Origin of the sequence: Haloarcula mannanilytica (genome assembly GCF_005406125.1) — an archaeon.
GTDB classification, from domain to species: Archaea; Halobacteriota; Halobacteria; order Halobacteriales; family Haloarculaceae; genus Haloarcula; species Haloarcula mannanilytica.
Genome location: NZ_BIXZ01000003.1, coordinates 26,942 through 48,616 on the forward strand (window position 1 = coordinate 26,942; position 21,675 = coordinate 48,616).

The window sequence follows — 21,675 nt, forward strand, 5'->3', positions numbered from 1 at the left end:
TCCGTCCGTCGGTTCCGTCCGAACCATGCCGCTGGTCCCCGGCCAGTCGGGATCTGTGTGCAATAGAATACCCTGATAGATGCGGATTTAACAGCCATGCGAACCCAGAACGAGAGTCTCGCTTTCGATATTGTGCGTGAGTAACATGTCGGTTGGGCAGTGCTACCACACTAGCATAAACAATTATTATACTCCGGATCGATAGTTCAGTTGTCATGGCGACACGCCAGCAAACACCGACGACGTACCACACGTGCAGTTGCGGTGAGGAGTTCGACACAACGGAGGAACTCCTCGAACACGCACGAGAGGCACACGGGCTTAGCGTACACTGACTGGCGTCGCGCCGTTTTTTATACTTAGAGCCACCGACAGCGACGCGTCACGATGTCTTGTCGATGTCCTGTCGCACGCTGAACCGCGCGTAGCCGCCGTGTGAGAGGTCCAGTGCGCCCAGCCACCAGTTCCATCGCTCGGCGAGTCGATAGTCCTCGGGCGCGTCCCCGAGGTTGTCGACAACATCCTCCACCGTCAGCTCCGCGCCGAAATCGGTCACGAACTGATCCGCTTCCGAGAGGTCCCGTGCCTGCCTGGCCACGACCGTGACGATGTCGGGGTCGGCGTCAAAGGCGTCGCGGAGTTCCCGTTCGAGTTCCTTTCGGTCCACGTGCGGGTGTAAGATGCTCGTTTGACTTGAATGTACGGTTGGTTAGCAACATTTCAGTTCGGAGGCGGGAATCGCTGCTCGGAACGCTTGTCGCTGCCACGAACAGCTGCTGTGGCTCACCGACTAGCACTATAAAAATCCGAAAATAGGCCGTCTACGCTCTCGCTTACTCAGCCTCGCCCCGCTTCACGGCTTCCGATGGTCGCCGTTCCGCTACGAGGCCGATTCCTTCGCTGCGCTCAGTCGTCGGCCTCGCCTTTCTCCGCGGGTCGGCTATGCCTCCCCGCTCCGATTCGAGGCTTCGTGCGCTACCGCTTACTCAGCCTCGCCCTTCTCAATAGGCGCACCAACTAGGTTGCCCCATTCGGTCCAGGAGCCGTCGTAGTTGATGGTGTCCTCGTAGCCCAGCAGTTCGTGCAGGGCGAACCAGGCGACGGAGGAGCGCTCACCGATGCGGCAGTAGGCGACCGTCGTGGAGTCGCCGTCGATGCCGTACTCGGCGTAGAGCTCTTCGAGTTCGTCGTAGTCCTTGAACGTCCCGTCGTCGTTGGTGACGGCCGCCCAGGAGATGTTCTGTGCGCCGGGCACGTGGCCGCCACGCTGGGCCGTCTCCTGGAGTCCAGGGGGTGCGAGGATCTCGCCGGAGAACTCCTCGGGTGAGCGAACGTCGACGAGCGGCAGTTCGCGCTCGATGGCGTTCTCGACATCCTCTCGGTAGGCGCGGATGGACTCGCGCGGACCGGCGGCTTCGTAGTCGACCTCGGAGAACTCGGGCACTTCGTCGGTGAGTTCGTAGTCGTTCTCGACCCAGTACTCGCGGCCGCCGTCGAGCAGCTTCACGTCGTCGTGGCCGTAGTACTTGAACTGCCAATATGTGTAGGCGGCGAACCAGTTAGAGTTGTCACCGTAGAGGACGACCGTCGAGTCCTCGCTGATGCCGTGGGCACCCAGCAGGTCCTCGAAGTCGTCCTTGTCGAGGATGTCCCGCGTGGTCTGGTCCTGGAGGTCTGTCTCCCAGTTGAAGCCGATTGCGCCGGGCGCGTGGCTCTCGTCGTACAGTTCCGTGTCCACGTCCACCTCTACCAGTCGGTGGGCGGGGTCGTCGCTCTGGAACTCGTCCAGGTGCTCGCTGACCCAGTCGGCCGAGACGAGCACGTCGTTAGCGTATTCAGTCATAATGCATCGAAGCGTAAGTCTACCAGACATATATTACCACGACTTTCGGCATGTTCGGCCACTCGTCCACCCTGACGGCATATATTGCCTCTACTAGACACTGTAGAAATATAACACGTCGCTGGTGTCACGGACACGTAACCATGGAATGGCATGTCCGGCTGCGTCTCGGGCGACCTCCCCGCAAGAACAAGCAACATTTGCAACCACCTTCGACTGGCAGCGATGAGAGCGTTCAAGCGACCGGAGCGGCAACGCCACGACAATGACTGATTTCGTCTCCGCGGAGTGGGTAGCGAGCCAGGACGAGGACATCCGAATTGTCGACGTGCGCGACGCCTGGGAGTACGACGGCCTCGGCCACCTCCACGGTGCGGTGAGCGTGCCCTTCGATTCGTTCCGGGCGGACGAACACGGCGCTGAGTCCGACACCGACGCCGGCGACGGGATGCTCCCCGACGAGGACGACTGGGTGCAGTTGCTCTCGGAGGCCGGCATCACGCCCGACAGCGAAATCGTCGCCTACGACGACCACCATGGCGTCTTCGCCGCGCGGTTTCTCGTCACTGCCGAACTGTTCGGCCACGACCCCGACCGGCTCCACCTCCTCGATGGCGACTTCTCCAGTTGGCAACTCGAACGGGAAACATCGAGCGAGACGCCGGCCGTCGAGTCGACAGACTACGAGGTGACGCGCCCCGAGTCGACGCCGTTGGTCGGCCCGGACGCGGTCGCCGACGCGGGCGACGACCCCGACGCGGTGCTGGTCGACACCCGCGAGGACGAGGAGTACGACGCGGGCCACATCCCCGGCGCGGTCCTGCTGGACTGGCGGAACCTCGTCGACGACGAGACGCGCGGCCTGCTTCCGCGGGCGGAGGCGCTGTCAGTGCTTGAAGACGCGGGTATCGTCCCCGAGAAGCGCGTCGTCCTCTACTGTAACACCGCCCGCCGCATCAGTCACACCTACGTCGTCCTCCGCCACCTCGGCTTCGAGCGGGTGGACTTCTACGAGGGGAGCCTCACCGAGTGGGAGGCACAGGGGCGGCCGCTGGAGACGAACTGAGCCGTTCACGACCGCCGGCAGATAGACCGCTGTCTCAGCTCAGCTTCTGCTGGTCCCCGTGTCGCTCGCTCGTCAGCAGCGACGACAGTTCGACCAGGAGCGCGATGACGACCGGCCCGGCGATGAAGCCGATGACGCCCAGCGTCAACACCCCGCCGGTGAACCCGACGAAGTAGAGGCTGGCCGGCAGGCCGGTCGTCGAGCGGGCGAGCCTCGGCCTGATGACCGCGTCGGGGAGGAAGCCGACCAGGACGAGCCCGAACACGGTCACCAGCACCGCTCCGGTGATGTCGCCGTTGATGGCCTCCGCGGCGGCGATGGCGAGGACGACGACGCTGGGGCCGATGACGGGGACGAACTGCAGGACGCCGGCGGCCACCGCCAGCGCGAACGCGCCCTGGTACCCCAGCAGCCAGAACACGGCCCACGCCACGAGGAAGGTGCCGAAGGCCGTCGCCGCCTGAAGGACGTAAATCGCGTACAGCGTCCCCCGGAGCCGCTCGTGGAGCCGGTCGACGACATCGTGGTACGTCGCCGGCACGGTCCGGTAGACGGCTTTCTTCGGGGCCTGTGGCTGCCAGAGCATCGCGTAGACGAGAATCGTAAACAGGACGACTTTCAGCGCGAGGACGGGCGATTGCGCGGCCAGGCCGACCGCGACGGCCGTGAGCGCCTCCCGGCCGGCCGTCAGCGTGGGGTCTATCTCTAACAGGTAGCGGAACTCGCCGAACTCGACGGGCACGACCGGCGGGAGTTGCTGGAAGAACGTAAACAGGTCACGGCGGCGCAGATACAGCACGGCCCCGAGCGGGACGACCACGAGCGTTCCACTGACGAAGGCGATACCCGTTGTCACCGCTGCCGACAGCCGCCTGTTGAGCCCGTGGCGGCCGAGCCACTCCGAGACCGGGAACAGCACGTACGCGACCGTGATTGCGAAGAAAATCGTCGACAGCACTTGCTCCAGCAGGACTGTGGTCAGACAGCCGGCGAGCACGACCAGCCCCGCGAGGACGTAGGTCCGTCGACGTGTTGCCACGCCCGCCTTTTCCGGTCGGTCGGTAAAAACGTTGTCTGCACACGCCAACTGGGTAACACGTCCGTCAGGACCGGGAAAACAGCGCTGCCAGTTGCTCGCGGGAGAACAGCGTCGTCGGCCGGTCCATGTGGACGCCGATTTCGCCCTCGAAGGCTTTCATCCCGGCTTTCTGTATCGGCTCCGGCGCGGAGTAGCCGGCCCGGACCGCGTGACCAAGCCGAATCTCCTGGCGAAGGTCGTCGCGCCACGCCCGCTCGTACTCGCCCAGCGTCGCCGGCTCCTCGGGGTCGATCTCTCGGGCCGCGTGGTCGGCCGCGGTCATGCCATAGCGGATGCCGCCGCCCGTGAAGGGCTTGGTCTGGGCTGCGGCGTCGCCGACGAGGAACGACCGCCGGCCGGTGACCCGCTTCGGCGGGCCGATGGGAATGAGCCCCGAGCAGCGGCGGTCGGTCTCGACCCCGTAGCCGTCGACGAATTCCTCGAAGCGACCGCGGGCGTCGTCGCCCGGCGGCACCGCCAGCCCGTACTCGACGCCGGCCTCGCCCCGTGGGATGCGCCAGGCGAAAAACCGCGGGACGGTGAGGTGCACGTCGACGAAATCGCTGTGGTCCACCTCGTCGCTGAACCCGAGCACGCCGTGGAGCAGCTCGTCGGGCTCCGGGAGGTCGAGTTCCCGCCGGACGCGGCTCTTTGGCCCGTCACAGCCCGCGACCATCTTCGCCCGGTGCGTCTCGACGCCGTCATCGCCCCGAACCGCCACGGTGACGCCGTCCCTGTCCTCCGTGACGCCGACGACCGAATGCTCCTCACGAACGTCCGCGCCGGTGTCGCGGGCCAGCCCCGCGAGGTGCTTGTCCAGGCCGACGCGGTCGATGACGTTCGAGATGACTTCGTCCTTGTAGAAGGGGTGGTCTGCGCTCCCGGGACCGCCGGTGTGGAACCGCGCGCCCGAGATTTCGTTCTGGAACAGCTCGTCGCGGGCGTCCTCGGTGAACTCCCAGATGTCCGTGCTCACGTGGCCCGAGCAGGCCAGTGGCTTCCCGATCTCCCCCTGTTCGAACACCACCACGTCGAGCCCCCGACTCGCCGCTTGGCGCGCGTACCGGGACCCAGCCGGACCCGCGCCGACTACCACAACATCGTGCATACACGTTCTCTCGGTGTCACGAACCAAATAGCTTCTCGATTCATACGGGCTGTTGTACCTGTTTTCGGCGACCATCGCATCACCAGCCGAAGCAGGGCGTATTTGTCGCTGCAGCCCTTCTCGACGGCCATGGCGGAGTACCAGCCCGGGGTGTGTAACATCGGAGCGAACCAGCGCCGCGCCCGTCGACTGTCGGCCGTCGCGTCGTTCGCCATCGCTATCGGTATCGCGCTCGCCGTCGCAGTCGGTGCGGTCCCCGGCCTGTCGCTGTGGGCGACTGTCCCGTTCGTTTTCGGCGGGTACGTCGGCGCACTGCAGGACTACTTCCGGTTCTGCGTCGCCTTCGGGGCACTCGCCCGCTACGATCTCTCCGGGTCGGGCGGGGAAAGCGGCCGTGTCGATGCTAGCGAGGCCGTCCGCGCCGACCGGCGACAGGCGGCGAAAATCCTTCTGCTCGCGGTCGTTGCGACGGCCGTGACGAGCGGCCTCGGCTACGCGGCTATCGTGCTGCTCTAATCGACTCTCGCTGGTCACCGTAGCGAAATCGTGAAGGCGACGACGGCGAGCAGCAACAGGCCGAGCGACAGCGGCGACGGCGTTCCCGTCACGGACCGGTAGACGAGATAGCCCATGCCACCGCCCGCCGTCAGGAGCACCACAATCAAGACGGTGTGGACGAGTTCGACGCGGAGCGTCGGGGCCTCGGAGCCGACCTGTGCGTCCAACCGCAGTGCGTGTCTGGCGGTCACCCAGGCCAGCACGACCGGCACCGTCGTGCCGAGGACCCACTCCGGTGAGCCGTCGGCGGCAGCCTGTAGCACGGCTATGAACAGGCCGGCGACGCCGGTCGTCAGGGCGAACTCGGACCGACCCAGTAGACCGACGCCAACCGCCAGTCCGCCGACGACGGCAACCGCCAGCGATGCGGGGTCGGACGCGACGAGTCCGACAACGACGAGGACCGAACCCGCACTGACGCCGGCGCTGAACCGCGGCAGTCCTACAGCGGACGAACTGTCTCGATCAGACGCCAGCGGCACGGGCCTGCACCCCCCTGAGCGGTGTCGTCGGGTCCCAGTCCTCTACCGGGATGTCGTGTCCACGAAGCGTCGAGAGCCGGTTTTCGCGGGCGAGATGCGCGTAGGCCCCGGCGACCGTGGACGGGTCCGTACAGTCCGGACTGACTACCGAAACGCTGTGACCGGCACCCGCCAGTTGTCGGATGAGGGCCACGCCGTCGTCGTCACAGAGCGGCGAGACGACGACCACCTGTACGTCGGGGCCGAGCCGTGCCGACAGGTCGTTGACGGCAGCAGCGAGCTCTGTCGGCTCATTCGGTGGCGTCCATGGAACTGTGTTGTCGCCGGCAAGACACGTTCGGATGTCCTCGCGGTGGGCTTCGCCGGTCGTCGTCGGCAGCCAGCAGTCGCCCGCCCCAACCGTCCCCACGCCGACCGGAATCCCGTCGTCGAGCAATCGGTCGGCGATGCTGTGGGCGGCCGACGCGCCGTGCCGTGGTGCTGGCACATCTCCGACCGTCGGTGCGACGTACGCCGCGCGACGGGCATCGACGACCACGGCGACCCGCGGCCGGCGCGGCTCCTGGAACTCCACTATCGCCAGCTCGCCGGTCTTCGCGCGGTGGTGCCAGTCGATTCTCGACGCCGGGTCGCCGGGGCGGTACGCACGCAGCGAGTCGAACTCGACGCCGCTCCCGGTGACTCCCGCGTCCTGTCGTCCCGGCAGCGGGGTCGCCTGCTTGCGGGGCGCGCTGGCGTCGCCACTCGGCCGCTTGAAGCCGCACGCCAGGCTCTCATCGCCGTCCGTCACCGCGACGGTTCGGACCGTCTCTTGCGCGCCGGCGACATCGCCCACAATCACAATCGGCGACTCAAACGTGTGAGTGCCTGGAACCGCCGTCAGCACGTAGGTGAACGACCGCTCGGTGCCGGGCCGCAACGCGGTGGTCAGCCGCGGCGACCCCGAGCGGACGCTGAGTCCGGCGGGCACTCCATCCAGCAATCGGAGGTCCGGAACCGTCGTCTCACCGACGTTCCGAACCGTCACGGTGACCTCGACGGTCGTTCCGGGCGTCGGCGTCCGCGGTTCGAGCGTCCGGGCGAGTTCGATGTCGGCCGTCGGCTCCCAGACCTTCGCGGCCCCGGCGAGTGCGACCCCGAACGCGGCGGTCAACACCGCGCCGGGAACCCCCATCACGACGCCGCCAGCGCTGGCAAGCAGAACCGCGACGGCGACGCGTCTGGTCCGTCCGGTCGACCGGATTCGAGGGAACTCGGCAGTGGGCCAGTACTCACCGGCGGAGTCTCCGTCTCCCATCCTTTCCCCTGGAGCAAGTCGGCTGTCCGGGTCGGGCGCATCGGCCGCCAGTCGGTCGGCTAACTCAGCGACGGCGTGGCGGGCCCGACGCACCTCGGGTAGTTCGGGTCGAACAAGGGGGAGCGACGCCCGACGCGGCAGCGGCGGGCAAAGTCCGTCCGCGAAGAAGGCTGCGGCCGTCTCGTCGTCGGTCCACTCCCCGTCCGCGAGGCGGTCAGCGGCCACGCCCGGCCTGTCCCCGTCGGTCCGACCGAGTACGTCGACGGCAAGCTCATGCAGCGATGCGTACACACGCTCTCTGGGCGTTCGCTCCCTCGTCTCGTCCCACTCGTCCGCGTCGTTGACTGCGCGGCGACCGACGGTGCTAATCCGGTCGAGTCGCTCGGCGAATCCCGTCCCGGGCACTCGATACCGGGGACGGGATTCGGGCGTCGGAAGCCGTAGCTCCGGGTCGTCGCTGTCGACCAGTTCTCTGGCTGCGAGTACCACCGCTGCGGCCCCGACCCCAACCGTCAGCAGCGTCGCCGCCACTCGCGGCAGGACCCCACCACTCAGTTCGGGCAGTGCCAGGAGGAGCCCGCCGGCACTGATAGCCAGGAGGCCAACAACCGTCGGTAGGCGTCGCCGACGGGTCACTGTGCAGCACCTCCGACAGGCGCGTCAAGCGACAGCGTGGCCGCGACGGCCCGCGCCCGCTGTTCCCGCTCCGGCGTTGCGGCCGCGCCGCCGTACCGGACCGCACAGAACAGGTCAGTCAGCGCCGTCACTGGCTGTTCTGGGAGGCCGGACTCGATAGCCCTATCCCGAACATCGGCAGGGGTCACCGGCTCCCCAGCGGGCGCTTCGGACCCTTCGTGGGCCGGTTTGACGCGATTCCTGAGCGCGACCCATGCCCGGTACACGTCGTTTTCCGGCGGCACGTCCGCCGCGAGCGAAACCGAATCGGCCGCGGGTGCCGTCGGCGTTGGTGGCGGACTCTCGTCGTCAGGGTCCGGGTCGGTCGCCTCGCCGCGGGTCAGTTCATACAGCACCGCTATCCCGCCCAACACGACGAGCATGAGGCCGGCGGCGACCTGCCAGCGCGGTGGGCCGTTGTTCACGTTCGATGCGGCCGCCGTCGCCGCGTCCGTCTCCGGAACCCTGGTCGCTGACTGGGTCCCCTCTGGGGTACCGGGTCCCCCGCCGCCCGGCGCTTGCGGGGGTGGCGTCGAATCGACCGTCTGCTCCTCGGTCGTCACTGCCGGCGCTGTCGAGACGGTTTCAACCGACGCGGCGACCATCGCCAGCGCGACGACGGCGAGGGCAGCGAGGACCAGTGAGCCGAGCCGCGCCACGGTCACACCTCCCGAGGGCTGTCTCCGGCAGGCCAGAGCGATTGTCCTCCCGCCATCTGACTTACTCCCCGGCCGCCGGCGTCTCGGGGGCCGCCGGCGACACCGTCGGGACCGCGATGCTGTCGAACACGTCTGCGACGACATCGCCTGCGGTCGTCCCATCCACGGTCGCATCCGTCGTCAGAACCAGCCGGTGGGCCAGGACTGACTCACCGACGGTCTGTACGTCGACCGGGCGCACGTACTCCCGGCCCGCTATCACCGCGTGGCTCCGGGCGGCTTCCAGCAGGCGCTGGCTCCCGCGGGGCGAGACGCCGACGTCGGTGCGTGCATCCTGGCGGGTCCTGTGGACGATGTCGATGAGGTAGCTCAGAATATCGTCGTCGACAGTGACTCGCTCGGGGACGGACTGTAAGCGGCGCACGCCCTCGGGGTCGAGGACGCCGTCGGTCGAGGGGGTCTGTGATTCCCGTTCGGTCCGCTGGCGAAGCAGTCCCTTCTCGGCGCTGGCCTCGGGGTAGCCGATGCTGGTCTTGACCAGAAACCGGTCGCGCTGGGCCTCCGGCAGGGGGAACACACCCTCGCTCTCGACGCGGTTCTGGGTCGCAACGACGACGAACGGCTCCGGTAACGGGTGGGTGTCGCCGTCGACGGTCACCTGCCCCTCGGCCATCGCCTCAAGCAGCGCGGCCTGTGTTTTCGGCGGGGCGCGGTTGATTTCGTCTGCCAGCACGAAGTTGGCGAATATCGGTCCCGCCGAGAACTCGAACTCGCCGTCGCCCTCGCGGTAGACGTGCGTCCCGGTCACGTCCGCCGGCAGGAGGTCGGGCGTGAACTGCACTCGCGAGAAGGAGAGCCCCAGCGCAGTTGCGAAGCTCCGGGCGGTCAGCGTTTTGCCGGTTCCTGGCACGTCCTCGATGAGCACGTGACCTCGGGCGAGGACAGCGGTCAGCACCGTTTCGAGGAACTCCCGCTCGGCGACGACGCTCTCAGAAACCGTATCGAGAATCCGGTCACAGTCGGCACAGGCGTCTGAAACGTCCATCGTACCCCCGACTGGGACTGCCGATATGTTAGTAGTATGAACCGAGCTTCTCACCGAGAAAACGGGGTCAGACGACGACCAGTCCGCTCGGGACCTGGTCGTATTCGGCCGGCCATTCCTCGTCGCTGGGTCCTTTCCGCGTCCACGTTTCCCCGCGTTTCGACTGGAACAGGCCGTGATTCGTCAGTGCGAGCAAGCCGCCGTCCGGGTCGGCGGCGAGAACCGGCCGAGCCAACCCCGTCGGTCGCGGGAGGCCGTCCATCGACTGTCTCCACCGGTCGTCGTCCCACCGGTACACGTAGCTCTCGCCGCTGGTGCTGTGGGCCGACCGGGGGCCGCTGGCGGCCGAGACGACGACACGGTCCGGGTCCGCCGGATGGACAGCCAGGCCCCACACGTAGCGATGATCCAATCCGTCCTGTGGATGGGTCCACGTCTCGCCGCGGTCGGTCGAGATGGCGTAGCCGTCGCCGGCGGCGGTGTACACCCGGTCCGGGGCGTCGGGATGGGTCGCAAGCGTGTGGTTGTCCCGCCGTGCGCCGTCGGGGTGGTCCACCCACGTCTCGCCGCCGTCGGGACTGCGGACGAACGCGCCGGCCTCGATGGCGGCGTACACCTGCTCGGGGTCATCCGGCGCGAGCGCAATCCACCGGACGTGGTGGGTATGGGGTCGCGGCGGGAACGACCACCGCGCCGACGAGTCGAGGTCGGTCAGGCCCGGTCGCTCCGTCCACGTCTCCCCGCCGTCGCTCGACCGGTAGACTGCGCTCGGCTCCGCCCCGGCCCAGACCACGTCAGCGTCGTGTGGGCTGACCGTGACGCTCGTCACGCGGTCGCCGGCATCGAGGATTTCCTCCCACGTTGCGCCGCCGTCGGTCGTCCGCTGGAGTCCAGCGCCGACGGTGCCCACGAAGGCACGCTCCGGTTCGGCCACTTCCGCGGCGACGCACTCGATGTCGTGCCCCACGAGACAGTCGTCGACGGCGTCGCCGTCGGTGGCGAGGACGCGGTCAGAGAGTGCAGCGTAAGCGATGTGCATACCGAGTGACACGAGCCGGGAACAGAGAACGGTGTCGCCGGTTCGGGACCTCGCCTCGAAACCGCGGACTACGGCGTCCACCAGCGCAGCCCAACCATCACGAAGATAATAGCCAGTTGCATGAGCCCCTGCAGGCCGCCCAGTTTGGCGTTTCGCATCCCGATCTCGGAGACGAGATCAACGTCGGGGTTCTCGGAGACGACCTGCCGGTAGATGCGGATTTCTCCGGGCAGGATGACGCCGAAGCCCTGGACCGACAGCAGCGTCACGATAGCGAGCGTGGCGACGATCCACCACGAGGTCATCGCGAAGGCGGGCAGCGTGGTCGCAAGATACGCGCCGGAGCCAAGGACGGCCACGCCGAGGACGCCCAGCGTCTTCGGATCAGTCAGCGCATCGAACTGGGAGCCAATGAGGAGAACGACGGGAATCAGCGTCGCGGCGGTCAAAAGCGCCAGCCACGGGTCGGCGTTGGGGAACTTCCCGAGCCTGAGCGCCAGCAGGATGCCGCCGCTGATAGTCACCGTCGCCAGCGTCGGCATCAGGAACGTCATCTTGGGCGTGAACGAGGCGAAGAAGTCGGCTCGCGCCTCGGGCTCCTGGCCGCCCAGCACCGGCCCTAGCACGAGGCCCATGAACAGGTCGATGCCGGTCCACAGCACCCCGGCCATCACGTGGACGTAGGTCAGCGCCCGGATGTTGCCGCTGGCGAGCGCCCCTGCGAACGCGAGCAGCGGGATGGCGACTGCGCCCGCCGCAAAGGCCGGGTTCGCCTGCTTCGCCAGCCCACCGATACCCCGTTTCCGCTCGGTGCGGTCCGCTGTCGACTGTGCCATGTCTGCTATATCAGGTTTCGCTATCGACTAAAACGTTGGTGGCCGAACCAGCGGTCGCCGCGGCTGACCACCCGGCGACCGATTAGTCGTCGTCCGCGGCCGGCTGTGCCACGTCGCGGTCGGCGCGTGGCCCCTCAAGCTCGACGTTCGGCAGCAGGTCCCGGAGGTACTGCCCGGTGTAGGATTCCTCGCTCCGGGCCACCGCCTCCGGCGTCCCCTGTGCGACGAGTTCGCCGCCGTTCTCGCCGCCCTCGGGACCGAGGTCGATGATGTGGTCGGCGTTTTTCACGAGGTCGAGTTCGTGCTCGATGACGACCACCGTGTTGCCGTCGTCGGTGAGCCGGTGAAGCACGTCGATGAGTTTGCGTTCGTCCTCGGGGTGGAGCCCGGTCGTGGGCTCATCGAGCAGGTACAGTGTCTCGCCCGAGTCCTTCTTGCCCAGTTCCTCGGCGAGCTTGACGCGCTGGGCCTCGCCACCTGACAGGGTCGTCGAGGGCTGGCCCAGCCGCATGTAATCGAGTCCCACGTCCTTCAGGAGTTCCAGCCGGCGGCGGATGCCGCTGTGGCTCTCGAAGAAGTCGTAGGCCTCCTCGACGGTCATCTCCAGCACGTCGGCGATGGTCGCGCCCTTGTAGGTCACGTCCAGCGTCTCGTCGTTGTAACGCGCGCCGCCACACTCCTCACAGGGGACCGTCACGTCTGAGAGGAAGTTCATGTCGATGGTGACCGTCCCCTGGCCGCCACACCCCTCACAGCGGCCGCCTTTGACGTTGAACGAGAATCGACCCTTCTCGTAGCCCCGCTGCTTGGCGAGGCTGGTCTCGGCGAACAGTTCGCGGATGTGGTCGAAGACGTTGGTGTAGGTCGCCGGGTTCGAGCGCGGTGTCCGGCCGATGGGCGACTGGTCGATGAGCCGCACCGTCTCGATGTTGTCGAGGCCGTCGATGGCGTCGTGCTCGCCGGGGTTCACATCGGTGTCGTTCATCCGACGGACCAGTCCCTTGTACAGCACGTCGTGCATCAGCGTCGACTTGCCCGACCCCGAGACACCCGTGATGGCGGTGAACGTCCCCAGCGGGATGGACACGTCGAGGTCCGCGAGGTTGTGCTGGCGAGCGCCCCGGACGGTGAGTTCGCCGTCGGCCTCGCGGCGGCTCTCCGGTACTGGAATCGTCCGCTCGCCCGAGAGGTACTCGCCGGTCACCGACGCCTCGGTGTCGATGACCTCGTCCATCGGCCCGTTGACGACGACCTCGCCACCGCGCTTGCCCGGCCCCGGACCCATGTCGATTATCTGGTCGGCGCGGCGCATCGTCTCGGTGTCGTGTTCGACGACGAGCAACGTGTTCCCGAGGTCCCGAAGCTCCTCTAAGGTGTTCAGCAGGCGGTCGTTGTCCCGCTGGTGCAGGCCGATAGAGGGCTCGTCGAGGACGTAGAGGACGCCGACGAGGCCGCTGCCGATTTGGGTCGCCAGCCGGATGCGCTGGCTCTCACCGCCAGACAGCGTCGAGGCCTCGCGGTCAAGCGTCAGGTAGTCCAGGCCGACCTCGGTCATGAAGCCAAGGCGGGCACGGATTTCCTTGAGAATCTCCTCGGCGATTTTCCGATCCCGAGCCGAGAGGTTCTCTTCCATCCCTTCGAAGTGGGCCAGCGCGTCGCTGATGGACATCTCGTTGACCTCGGTTATTGAGGTCCCGTCGACGAGCACCGCCCGCGACTCGGCCTTGAGTCGCGTCCCCTCACAGGCCGGACACGTCGTCGTCGCCATGAACTCCTCGATGTGCTCGCGGGCTCGGTCCGAGTCCGTCTCGACGTGTCGCCGCTCAAGATTCGGGATGACGCCCTCGAAGCGCTCGCTCTTCTCGCGGGTGCCGTTCTTCGTCCGCCACTGGAAGTCGACGATGCGGTCGGTGCCATAGAGGAACTGCCGCTGGATGGACTCGTCGAGTTCCTCGAACGGCGTCGAGAGGTCCACGCCGAAGTGCTCGGCGACGTTGTCCAGTTGCCGCGAGTAGTACGTCCGGTCGTAGCTCCAGGGCTCGAAGACGTGCTTGAGCGGCTTCGTCGGGTCGGTGATGACGAGGTCCTCGCTGACCTCCTTGGTCTCGCCCAGCCCCTCACACTCCGGGCAGGCCCCGTGCGGTGAGTTGAACGAGAACGACCGCGTCTCGATTTCGGAGATGTCGATGCCACAGTGCGTGCAGGCCAGGTCCTCGGAGAGTTCGACGACGAGGCGGTCCGAGGCAGCGTCCTCGTCCTCCTCTCCGTCGGCGAGGTCCCCCGTCGCCCGGGCGTCTGACCCACCGAGTGTTTCCGCCGCGCCCTCGGGCGGGTCCGGCAGGATGACCTTCAGCGTCCCGTCGGCCTCTTCGAGCGCGGTTTCGACGGAGTCCGTGATGCGCGAGCGAGCGTCCGGCGAAATCTTCACACGGTCCACGACCACGTCGACCGTGTGGTCGTAGTTCTCGTCCAGTTCTGGCCGGTCCAGCGTGAGGTCGAACTCCTCGCCGTCGACCTCGACGCGGCTGTACCCCTCGCTCACGAGGTCGTCGAACAGGTCTTCGAAGGCCCCCTTCTGGTCGCGGACGACCGGCGCACACAGTTTGGCGCGTGTTCCCTCCGGCAGTTCGAGGATGCGAGACACCATGTTCTGGGCGGACTGCTCGCCGACCTCGCGGCCACACTCCGGGCAGTGGGGCGTACCGACCCGAGCGTACAGCAGGCGGAGGTAGTCGTGCAGTTCGGTGACGGTGCCGACCGTCGAGCGGGGATTGTTGGCGGCGTTCTTCTGGTCGATAGAGATAGCCGGCGAGAGCCCTTCGACGTTCTCGACCTGGGGCTTGTCCATCTGGCCCAGGAAGTTCCGTGCGTAGGCCGACAGCGATTCGATGTAGCGCCGCTGGCCTTCGGCGTACACCGTCTCGAATGCGAGCGAGGATTTGCCCGACCCCGACAGCCCGGTGACGACTGTCAGTTCCTCGCGGGGAATCTCCACGTCGACGTCCTTGAGGTTGTGTTCCTCGGCCCCTCGGACCTCGATTGTATCCTTGCTCATCTTGGATTTTACTTGGCCGGCAGGGGGGAAACCCTGTCGGTTCGGGTCTCGACAGACGACTCTCAGCACGGCCCCGTCTTTATTTTGGCCGATGTGGCGAAAGATTTACCACGAATATCGGATATGAGATTCGTATGGGTACGACAAGCGACTACGATATCAAAGGTATCGACCTCTCTGACGACAGCTACACAGTCGAACAGAGCCTGGTCCGCAACAAGTACAAGGCGATGGACGCCGCCGGGAACGTCGTCCTCCGCGGGAAACAGAAGATGCTGAAGATGAAAGAGGAGTTCCCGTTCGTCGACGCAAACGACAACGAGGTGTTCCAGGTCAAGGCCGGCGGTATCATCGATGTAGCCGGGAACTACGTTCTCACCGACTCCAAGACCGGCGAGGACATCGTCATCCTCGACAACGACTACTCCATCTTCCAGGACACGTGGAAGATTCGGGACGCCAGCACCGAGGCGAAGATCGCCGAAATCAACTCCCAGGGCGCGCTCGTGACCATCGCTCGCAACGTCGTCCCGTTCGGCGGGTGGATCCCCCACAAGTACGAGATCACCGACCAGGACGGCAACCACGTCGGCAACATCGACGGACAGTTCTCGCTGAAGGACCGCTACGAAATCACCATCGACGACGCCAGCACGGTCCCGAAAGAGCCGATCATCGCGGCGGCGATGGTCATCGACGCGATTCAGGGGAACTAACTGGCCCGCGGGCACCGGAATCCTTCTTGCCTTGGCTCCCCCAGGGACGGCTATGCGCCGCCGGACGGTCCTCCGACGACTCGCCCTCGCAGGCACAGGTGTCGGGCTGGCGACCGGGACAGCCAACGGCCATCCGACGCCGACCGGTGACGGGACGGCCGAGCCAGCGGCCTCCGACACCCCGACTGGCGAGGACCCGCTTGGCGTGCTGGAGATGGAGACGGTGTACGAGGTCGTCACCAGCCCCGACGGGCACACGGCCTACGTCGCGACGGGGGACGGCATCGCGCTCGTCGACCTCGTCACGCCGACCAGTCCCCGACCGCTCAGCCAGCGAACCGACCTGCTGGCCGACAGCGACAACGGCCCGATACAGCGCGTGCAGGACCTCGCTGTCAGCGATTCGCGGCTGCTGGCTGCCGGGCCGGCCCACCCCGCCGACGGAGCCCACGGCTTCGTCGTCTTCGACGTGAGCGACCGGCAGGACCCGGAGCGAATCGCGGGCGTCGAACTGGACACGCGAATCCACAACTGCGATTTCGACGGCCGCTACGCCTACCTGACCGCGAACGACCGCGACGGCAATCCCTTGCTCGTGGTCGATACCGACGCCGAACAGGAGGTCGGCGAGTGGTCGCTGCTCGATGCTGGTGACGCTTGGAGCGATGTCCCGACGAGCCTCTGGCCGCTGCACGACGTGTGGGTGCAGAACGACCGGGCGTATCTGGCCTACTGGGACGGCGGGACGTGGATTGTCGACGTGTCGGACCCGAGCGACATCTCGCTGGTGGCGAAGGTCCGCGGGCGTTCTCCCGAGGAGTTGGCCGCTATCGAGAACCCCGGCACCGAACGGAGCGAGCCGCCGGGCAACGACCACTTCGTGACGGTCGACGAGGAGGCATCGCTGCTGGGCGTCGGCGGCGAATCGTGGGACCTCGGTGACGACGACAGCGGCGGCCCGAGCGGCATCGACCTGTACGACATCAGCGACCCGACCGACGCCGAATTGCTGGCGACGCTCGACCCGCCGCCGACCTCGGACCCGTCGCCGGGGGGCATTCTCACGACGGCCCACAACTTCGAACTGACGGCCGACCGCTGTTACTCCGCGTGGTACAACGGCGGCGTCCGGGTCCACGACCTGACGGACCCGGCCACTCCCGAACTCGCTTTCGAGTGGCGCGACACCGAAGCGACCTCCTTCTGGACCGCACAGCGGGCCGCCGGCTGCTTTGTCGCCGGCAGCACCAACGCGAGCCAGGGGACGGAGGTCCAGCCCGGGCTGTACACGTTCCCGGACCCGCGGATACGGACGCCGACGGCGGACTCGTCGGGCACGAACAATGCGACCGGCAACGCTGACGGAACTGACGGCACGTCTCTCGGCGTCGGCGGCCCCGGCTTCGGCATCGGGTCGGCAGTCGCGGCGGTCGGACTGGTGGCGTGGCGCGCCCGACGCCGGCGTGACTGACTCTGCACCGCGTGACTGAGCCCCGTTCCGTTACTCCAGGGCACTCTGAACGGCAGCCGCAACACTCCGGGCGCGCTCGGCCAGTGGTTCGGGGACGTGTCCGCGCTCGACGGCCGCGGCGAGTTCGTCGTCGTCGACCCGCTCGACGGTCCCGTCGGCGTGTTTCACCACGTCGACGTGCAGGTCGACGTAGCGGGCGGTGTCGGGGAATATCTCGACGGGCGTGCAGACGTTGACGTAGGTCCCCTTCTTCTCGCCGTCGCTGTCGCGGTACACCGTCGGGTACCACCAGCGGCCCTCCTTGACTTTTGTTTCGGCGATGTCACCGGCCTCCTTCGGGATGCCGAGGGCGTCGTAGGAACCGCCGGCGCGCATCTCCCGCTCGATGGTCACCGTTCCGTCGTCGTTGACCGACTGGACTTCGCCGCTGCCCAGCGTGATGAGCCGGCCGTCGGGCTTGCCGTGGCCCAGCGACAGCGACCCACCGACCTGCGGGCCGAACTGCCGGGCCGTCACAGCGAAGGGGAAGTCCGTCTCGTCGGTGTCGAGGTCGTCACACAGTGCCTCGACGTAGTCGACGGCGGCGCTGGCCGCCCGGTCGCCGGCCTTCACGCGGTGGTGGCCCGGCATTGTCGCGGTCACCTCGCGCCGGGCCTCGTCCAGCGCGAACCGACTCTCGCGGCCGAACCACAGCCACGCCGTCGAAAGCCCCTCGTCGTAGCGCGTGGGGGCGCAGTCCTCGGGTGCGTCGGCTCCCGCAAGCGCGTCGTCGATAGCTGCCGCGCGGTCGTTGGCGGCGTCGAGGGCCTCGGCCAGCGCGTCGAAGCTCGCGTCCTCGCTCGCCGCTTCCCACGAGACGCTCCAACCCTCTCGTGGCTCCGCCGAAATCACGTCCAGCATCGCCGGGCCGCCGGTCCCCGACCTGTTGGCGGTCCCGCCGCGCACGAGCGAGAGTAGCGACCCGCGGACCGCGACGGTCGTGTCCAGCACGGGTCGGCCGTCGGTCCACGGCGCGCTCGCCTCGACGACCTGGACTCGAACTGTGTCACCCGTCTCGACGCGCTCGTCCGATGACGAGTACGGGAGAAACCCCTCGCCGTCGCCGAGGTCGACGACGGCTCCGCTGCTCAGCGTCTCGGTCACGGTGCCTGCGTAGACCGCGCCCTCGGGCGTCGGGTCGTCCCAGCGGAGTGTGTCCCGGCCAATTTCGGTCAGGCGGTCGATGATTGGGTCGGCAACGTCGCGGTCACCGACGACGCCGACGCCCTGCTGGTCGTCCGTCGTCGTCACGGTGACCGCCGCCCGCTCGTCGGCGAACTCGCCGTCGAAGCGGTCCTCGATGGGTCCCGACGCCTGGACGACCTCGTGGCCCGCCTCGCGCAGTAACTGGGTCAGCGCCGTCGCGTAGATGCCCCTGACCCGGACGGTCATAGCGCGTCCTCGTCGGCGGCGAAGCGGACCCGCCCGTGGACCGTCGGCCCCAGTGAAAGTTCTACTTTCTCGTCGGTCAGGACCCGGCCACCCTCGACGGGGACGCCCCAGGTGTCGAACCGCAGATAGCCCCGGATGTCGTCGGCGTGGGTGAACAGATCGCAGTACTCGACGGTGTGTTCCTGAATCTCGCTGGAACTGTGGGCGATGTCCATATCGGAGTACACCGTCCCGCGGCTGTCGAAGAAGGCTTCGAGCGCTGCGGCCGCGTCGTCAGTGGCTGTGACCACCGCGTCGGAGGCCGCTTCGATGGTATCCTGGTCGATGCCGGCGTCGCGGAGCGCCTGCTGTTCGCGTTGCGTGAAGTGCATACCCGCGAGTCAGTGGCGGAGGGAGGAAAACAGTGCGGAATCGCCTACACGATCATCGCGTTCAGTACGAGCATCAGCAGGCCGAACAGGACGCCGGTCGCGACGATTGTTCGAGGGTCGATACGGATCGTGTTCTGGTCTTCGGCGTCGAAATATCGGACCAGTCCCGCACTGGACATCAGTCCGCCGCCGTCGCTGCCACTCATACTTCAGGGTCGCGTAGCACCGACAGTAAGCCTTTCGGGTCGCCCGCGATTGCATGCGCCGGGTACACATGGATAACCCTTATCAGATCCCACGGGCTAACACGAATAGAGTACTATGACGGTTACACTGAAGGACTTCTACGCAGACTGGTGCGGCCCGTGCAAAACGCAGGACCCGATTCTCGAAGACCTCGAAGAGGAGTGGACCGATGTCGAGTTCGAGAAGATCAACGTCGACGAGGAGCAGGACGTTGCCAACGAGTACCAGGTCCGCTCGCTCCCGACACTCATCATCGAGAACGACGACGGCATCGTCGAGCGTTTTGTCGGCGTCACGCAGGCCGACGACATCGACGACGCGCTACAGCAGGCCTCGGCGTAACGCAGCAGTTTTTTGCGGTTTGTCACGCTTCCCGATAGCGGCCGCGCCAGCGTCTCGTCGCTGGCGTCGGGGACGGGCAAGGCTGGCACGAAGCAGGCCTAGCAAGAATATCGCTGTCCGCGGCGGGGCCGTCGTCGCAGGCATACCGCGCGCCGGCGGCGCGCGGTTTCACTTCTCGCGACCAGCGGGAGCGAGAAGGTCGTTTTTAGCGTAGATTTTTGCAAGGAGTGGTTCCCACAGCGGCGCGAAGCGCCGCGAGGAAACCCGACGCAGTAAAAAGGTACTATTGGAACCGCACGCCCAGGTCGTGCAGGCCGTCGTTGTGCCGGGCGACGTTGATGAGCAGCGGCGTCAGTCCCTCGACTTCCGCAGCATTCGCAAGGGGGCCGCCGTCCAGCGCACGAAGCCCCTCGATGCCTTCGGCGAGTTCACAGACGGTGTCCTTGGCGTCGGTGTCGTCGCCGACGACGATGGTGTCCCAGTCGAGGTCGGCATCGAGGTTGGCGAGGCGACCGGCCGCGAGGTTGTGGAACGCGCCGACGACAGGGGTGTCGTCGGGGGCGGCGTTGGCGGCCAGTTGCGTGACGCTGCCGGCCCCGGGGCGGTTGTAGTGGAAGCCGTCCTCGTCGCGTTGCATCCCGACGGCCGGGGCGACGAGCGTCGTGTCGTCGAGTTCGTCAGCGACGGCCTCGACGGTGTCCGTGAGGTGGTAGGCGGGGACGGCGGCGACGACCACGTCGGCGCGGGCGGCGGCGTCCTCGTTACCCAGGCCGGCGATCTCCACGTCTTCGTGGCCGCGGCTGCGCAGTTCCGCCTCGTACTCCTCGGCCTTGTTCGCCGCTTTCTCGGCTTTCCGGGAGCCGATGATTATCGTGTGGTTCGTGTCGTCGGCCCAGCGGAGGGCGAGGCCTTGGCCGATGTCTCCGGTACCGCCAAGCAACGCGATGTCCATATCTACGGCGTAGGCCGACCACTGAATAAGCGTTGTGTGACAGGTTCGCGCGCTCAGGTGTACTCTTCCCAGGCCCAGTCGAACCCGCCGGCGAAGGTGATATACAGCGCACTCCCGAGCCCCACCAGATAGCTGAGCCACTGGGTCCCAACGCCGAGGGCGGAAGTGTGTCCGAGGGCGAAATCAAACAGCGTCGAGAGCGGCACCGTCACGAAAAACAGGACGATGATGAACAGTCCGACGCGGCCCGGTCGATGGATGGATTCGAAGATATCGTCGTACGTACGCATCGTCCAGTAGGCCGCGCCCAGGCCGATAACCTGGCAGGTGATGGCGTACAGCGGCACCAGATCGACCGACGGCTCGCGGATGATTGCGCCCCCGACGAGCCCGGCCCAGATGCTCACCAGAAACGCCCAGCCAAACGTCGGCAGTCGTCGCATATTCGGGGTCTCTGTCCCGGCGGTGAAACCGTTGCCGTTTGCGGTCGAGCGATGTTGCTGGAAAACCGACGACGCCGGCTACGCCGCGTCCAGCAGGTCGGGAAGGTCAGTGACCGATTCGATGACGGCGCTCGCACCGTTGTTGGCGAACGTCCGGCGGCCGGCGTCGCCGGTCAACCCGCCGGTCAGGACGCCGACCCCGTAGTACACGCGGTCCTCGTCGGCTTCGTCGGCGTTGACCGCCGTCGCCATGTCGTCGAGGGTGTCCCCGGCGAAGGCGATCCGCTCGGCGTCGAAGCGCTCGGCGAGCGTCCGCAAAGCGGCGGGGTGGGGCTTGCCCTCCTCCCAGTCGTCCATGGTGAAGCGGTGCTCCGGCGGCAGGTCGAGGCCGACCCGCTCCAGCGCGATGTCGGCTTCTGCGGCGGGGCGACCGGTGACGACGCCGACGGCGAAGCGCCTTCGCAGGTCAGCTAACATCTCGTCGTCGACCAGCAGCGGCTCGTCGTGGATGTACCCCGGCGCGTCGAACGGCGGCTCCCCGCCTTCGATATCCCGATAGAGGTCCGTGCCGAGATACAGCGTCTGGAACACATCCCGGAGCTGTTCGGGGTCCCAGGCGTCGAAAACCCGTTTCTCGGCCGAGTCATCGAGCAGGTCACGAACGACTGCCTCGGCCGCGTCGAGGCCGCCGCCGCGCTCGGCGATAGCGTCGGTAAACGCCGCCAGGTCGGAGACCGCGGACTCGTGCCCGGCGAGGACGAACAGCGCCGCTGCGTCGGTCAGTTCCCAGTCGTTGTTGAACCCGCCGGCGTCCTTGAACTGCTGGATGGCCGACTTCTCGATTGTGTCGCCGTACACCCGGTCGATGGATTCGACGATGGCTCGGCGGTAGGAGTCGGCCACGTCCACCAGCACGCCGTCGATGTCGAGGACGACCGCGTCGACTTGCATGGGTGAGCGAA

General features: G+C 67.0%; 22 protein-coding genes. 5 read left to right on the plus strand and 17 right to left on the minus strand.

Annotated features, from left to right (window positions below; genetic code table 11):
* Positions 1-382: 382 nt before the first annotated feature.
* On the minus strand, positions 383-667 hold the full coding sequence (locus Harman_RS10745; RefSeq protein ID WP_200830879.1) for a hypothetical protein: 285 nt from the start codon (positions 665-667) through the stop codon (positions 383-385).
* Positions 668-982: 315 nt separating this feature from the next.
* Positions 983-1,843, minus strand: coding sequence for a sulfurtransferase (locus Harman_RS10750; RefSeq protein WP_137683803.1), 861 nt, complete (start codon positions 1,841-1,843; stop codon positions 983-985).
* A 265-nt stretch (positions 1,844-2,108) separates the two neighbouring features.
* On the opposite strand from Harman_RS10750, the gene Harman_RS10755 reads away from it, so the two are divergent.
* The gene (locus tag Harman_RS10755; RefSeq protein WP_137683804.1) at positions 2,109-2,909 is read left to right on the plus strand and encodes a sulfurtransferase; all 801 of its coding nucleotides are present in this window, start codon (positions 2,109-2,111) and stop codon (positions 2,907-2,909) included.
* Positions 2,910-2,943: 34 nt separating this feature from the next.
* Here the strand turns inward: Harman_RS10755 and Harman_RS10760 are convergent, their stop codons facing one another.
* Positions 2,944-3,948: an AI-2E family transporter gene (locus Harman_RS10760; RefSeq protein WP_137683805.1), complete on the minus strand. Its 1,005-nt coding sequence runs from the start codon at positions 3,946-3,948 to the stop codon at positions 2,944-2,946.
* A 64-nt stretch (positions 3,949-4,012) separates the two neighbouring features.
* Complete coding sequence (locus tag Harman_RS10765) at positions 4,013-5,095, minus strand: geranylgeranyl reductase family protein (protein WP_137683806.1); 1,083 nt, start codon at positions 5,093-5,095, stop codon at positions 4,013-4,015.
* Positions 5,096-5,224: 129 nt separating this feature from the next.
* On the opposite strand from Harman_RS10765, the gene Harman_RS10770 reads away from it, so the two are divergent.
* Positions 5,225-5,611, plus strand: a complete 387-nt coding sequence (locus Harman_RS10770) for a hypothetical protein (RefSeq protein ID WP_137683807.1) — start codon at positions 5,225-5,227, stop codon at positions 5,609-5,611.
* Between the two features lie 14 nt (positions 5,612-5,625).
* Here the strand turns inward: Harman_RS10770 and Harman_RS10775 are convergent, their stop codons facing one another.
* The 7 genes from Harman_RS10775 to uvrA form a co-directional block, all read right to left on the minus strand.
* Complete coding sequence (locus Harman_RS10775) at positions 5,626-6,135, minus strand: DUF7519 family protein (protein WP_137683808.1); 510 nt, start codon at positions 6,133-6,135, stop codon at positions 5,626-5,628.
* Complete coding sequence (locus tag Harman_RS10780) at positions 6,119-8,068, minus strand: DUF58 domain-containing protein (protein WP_137683809.1); 1,950 nt, start codon at positions 8,066-8,068, stop codon at positions 6,119-6,121. Before Harman_RS10780 ends, Harman_RS10775 begins: the two co-directional genes overlap by 17 nt.
* Positions 8,065-8,766: a DUF4129 domain-containing protein gene (locus Harman_RS10785; RefSeq protein ID WP_137683810.1), complete on the minus strand. Its 702-nt coding sequence runs from the start codon at positions 8,764-8,766 to the stop codon at positions 8,065-8,067. Before Harman_RS10785 ends, Harman_RS10780 begins: the two co-directional genes overlap by 4 nt.
* A gap of 61 nt (positions 8,767-8,827) precedes the next feature.
* Positions 8,828-9,811 (minus strand): AAA family ATPase, encoded by a 984-nt coding sequence (locus Harman_RS10790; protein ID WP_137683811.1) that lies wholly within the window; start codon positions 9,809-9,811, stop codon positions 8,828-8,830.
* 67 nt (positions 9,812-9,878) lie between these two features.
* Entirely contained in the window at positions 9,879-10,850 is a 972-nt protein-coding gene (locus tag Harman_RS10795; RefSeq protein ID WP_137683812.1) for a hypothetical protein, read from the minus strand.
* 68 nt (positions 10,851-10,918) lie between these two features.
* Positions 10,919-11,686, minus strand: a complete 768-nt coding sequence (locus Harman_RS10800; protein WP_137683813.1) for a hypothetical protein — start codon at positions 11,684-11,686, stop codon at positions 10,919-10,921.
* Between the two features lie 82 nt (positions 11,687-11,768).
* Complete coding sequence (gene uvrA, locus Harman_RS10805) at positions 11,769-14,741, minus strand: excinuclease ABC subunit UvrA (RefSeq protein WP_137683814.1); 2,973 nt, start codon at positions 14,739-14,741, stop codon at positions 11,769-11,771.
* Between the two features lie 134 nt (positions 14,742-14,875).
* Here uvrA and Harman_RS10810 point away from each other — a divergent pair, with 134 nt between their 5' ends.
* Together Harman_RS10810 and Harman_RS10815 are read left to right on the plus strand one after the other, a co-directional pair.
* The gene (locus Harman_RS10810) at positions 14,876-15,457 is read left to right on the plus strand and encodes an LURP-one-related/scramblase family protein (protein WP_137683815.1); all 582 of its coding nucleotides are present in this window, start codon (positions 14,876-14,878) and stop codon (positions 15,455-15,457) included.
* Positions 15,458-15,509: 52 nt separating this feature from the next.
* Positions 15,510-16,928 carry an LVIVD repeat-containing protein gene (locus tag Harman_RS10815; protein ID WP_137683816.1) on the plus strand — a complete coding sequence of 473 codons (1,419 nt, stop codon included), beginning with the start codon at positions 15,510-15,512 and terminating at the stop codon, positions 16,926-16,928.
* A 30-nt stretch (positions 16,929-16,958) separates the two neighbouring features.
* Here the strand turns inward: Harman_RS10815 and Harman_RS10820 are convergent, their stop codons facing one another.
* The 3 genes from Harman_RS10820 to Harman_RS10830 are packed head-to-tail and all read right to left on the minus strand — an operon-like array spanning position 16,959 to position 18,936.
* On the minus strand, positions 16,959-18,359 hold the full coding sequence (locus Harman_RS10820; protein WP_137683817.1) for a DUF402 domain-containing protein: 1,401 nt from the start codon (positions 18,357-18,359) through the stop codon (positions 16,959-16,961).
* The gene (locus tag Harman_RS10825) at positions 18,356-18,730 is read right to left on the minus strand and encodes a DUF7532 family protein (protein WP_137683818.1); all 375 of its coding nucleotides are present in this window, start codon (positions 18,728-18,730) and stop codon (positions 18,356-18,358) included. The genes Harman_RS10820 and Harman_RS10825 overlap by 4 nt, the downstream gene beginning before the upstream one ends.
* Positions 18,731-18,774: 44 nt before the next feature.
* On the minus strand, positions 18,775-18,936 hold the full coding sequence (locus Harman_RS10830; protein WP_137683819.1) for a preprotein translocase subunit Sec61beta: 162 nt from the start codon (positions 18,934-18,936) through the stop codon (positions 18,775-18,777).
* 115 nt (positions 18,937-19,051) lie between these two features.
* On the opposite strand from Harman_RS10830, the gene Harman_RS10835 reads away from it, so the two are divergent.
* On the plus strand, positions 19,052-19,318 hold the full coding sequence (locus Harman_RS10835; protein WP_121511428.1) for a thioredoxin domain-containing protein: 267 nt from the start codon (positions 19,052-19,054) through the stop codon (positions 19,316-19,318).
* Positions 19,319-19,601: 283 nt separating this feature from the next.
* Here Harman_RS10835 and npdG read toward each other — a convergent pair whose 3' ends face one another.
* From npdG to Harman_RS10850, 3 genes are all read right to left on the minus strand, one after another.
* Positions 19,602-20,270, minus strand: coding sequence for an NADPH-dependent F420 reductase (gene npdG, locus Harman_RS10840; protein ID WP_137683820.1), 669 nt, complete (start codon positions 20,268-20,270; stop codon positions 19,602-19,604).
* A 53-nt stretch (positions 20,271-20,323) separates the two neighbouring features.
* Entirely contained in the window at positions 20,324-20,713 is a 390-nt protein-coding gene (locus tag Harman_RS10845; RefSeq protein WP_137683821.1) for a hypothetical protein, read from the minus strand.
* Between the two features lie 78 nt (positions 20,714-20,791).
* Positions 20,792-21,664 (minus strand): TIGR01548 family HAD-type hydrolase, encoded by an 873-nt coding sequence (locus Harman_RS10850; RefSeq protein ID WP_137683822.1) that lies wholly within the window; start codon positions 21,662-21,664, stop codon positions 20,792-20,794.
* Between the last annotated feature and the right edge of the window lie 11 nt (positions 21,665-21,675).

Coding starts and splice junctions, on each gene's coding strand:
- Harman_RS10755 (WP_137683804.1), top strand. CDS start 2,109: ATGACTGATTTCGTCTCCGCGGAGTGGGTAGCGAGCCAGGACGAGGAC.
- Harman_RS10850 (WP_137683822.1), bottom strand. CDS start 21,664: ATGCAAGTCGACGCGGTCGTCCTCGACATCGACGGCGTGCTGGTGGAC.
- Harman_RS10770 (WP_137683807.1), top strand. CDS start 5,225: ATGGCGGAGTACCAGCCCGGGGTGTGTAACATCGGAGCGAACCAGCGC.
- Harman_RS10815 (WP_137683816.1), top strand. CDS start 15,510: ATGCGCCGCCGGACGGTCCTCCGACGACTCGCCCTCGCAGGCACAGGT.
- Harman_RS10835 (WP_121511428.1), top strand. CDS start 19,052: ATGACGGTTACACTGAAGGACTTCTACGCAGACTGGTGCGGCCCGTGC.
- Harman_RS10790 (WP_137683811.1), bottom strand. CDS start 9,811: ATGGACGTTTCAGACGCCTGTGCCGACTGTGACCGGATTCTCGATACG.
- Harman_RS10820 (WP_137683817.1), bottom strand. CDS start 18,359: ATGACCGTCCGGGTCAGGGGCATCTACGCGACGGCGCTGACCCAGTTA.
- Harman_RS10765 (WP_137683806.1), bottom strand. CDS start 5,095: ATGCACGATGTTGTGGTAGTCGGCGCGGGTCCGGCTGGGTCCCGGTAC.
- uvrA (WP_137683814.1), bottom strand. CDS start 14,741: ATGAGCAAGGATACAATCGAGGTCCGAGGGGCCGAGGAACACAACCTC.
- Harman_RS10795 (WP_137683812.1), bottom strand. CDS start 10,850: ATGCACATCGCTTACGCTGCACTCTCTGACCGCGTCCTCGCCACCGAC.
- Harman_RS10800 (WP_137683813.1), bottom strand. CDS start 11,686: ATGGCACAGTCGACAGCGGACCGCACCGAGCGGAAACGGGGTATCGGT.
- Harman_RS10830 (WP_137683819.1), bottom strand. CDS start 18,936: ATGAGTGGCAGCGACGGCGGCGGACTGATGTCCAGTGCGGGACTGGTC.
- npdG (WP_137683820.1), bottom strand. CDS start 20,270: ATGGACATCGCGTTGCTTGGCGGTACCGGAGACATCGGCCAAGGCCTC.
- Harman_RS10825 (WP_137683818.1), bottom strand. CDS start 18,730: ATGCACTTCACGCAACGCGAACAGCAGGCGCTCCGCGACGCCGGCATC.
- Harman_RS10750 (WP_137683803.1), bottom strand. CDS start 1,843: ATGACTGAATACGCTAACGACGTGCTCGTCTCGGCCGACTGGGTCAGC.
- Harman_RS10810 (WP_137683815.1), top strand. CDS start 14,876: ATGGGTACGACAAGCGACTACGATATCAAAGGTATCGACCTCTCTGAC.
- Harman_RS10845 (WP_137683821.1), bottom strand. CDS start 20,713: ATGCGACGACTGCCGACGTTTGGCTGGGCGTTTCTGGTGAGCATCTGG.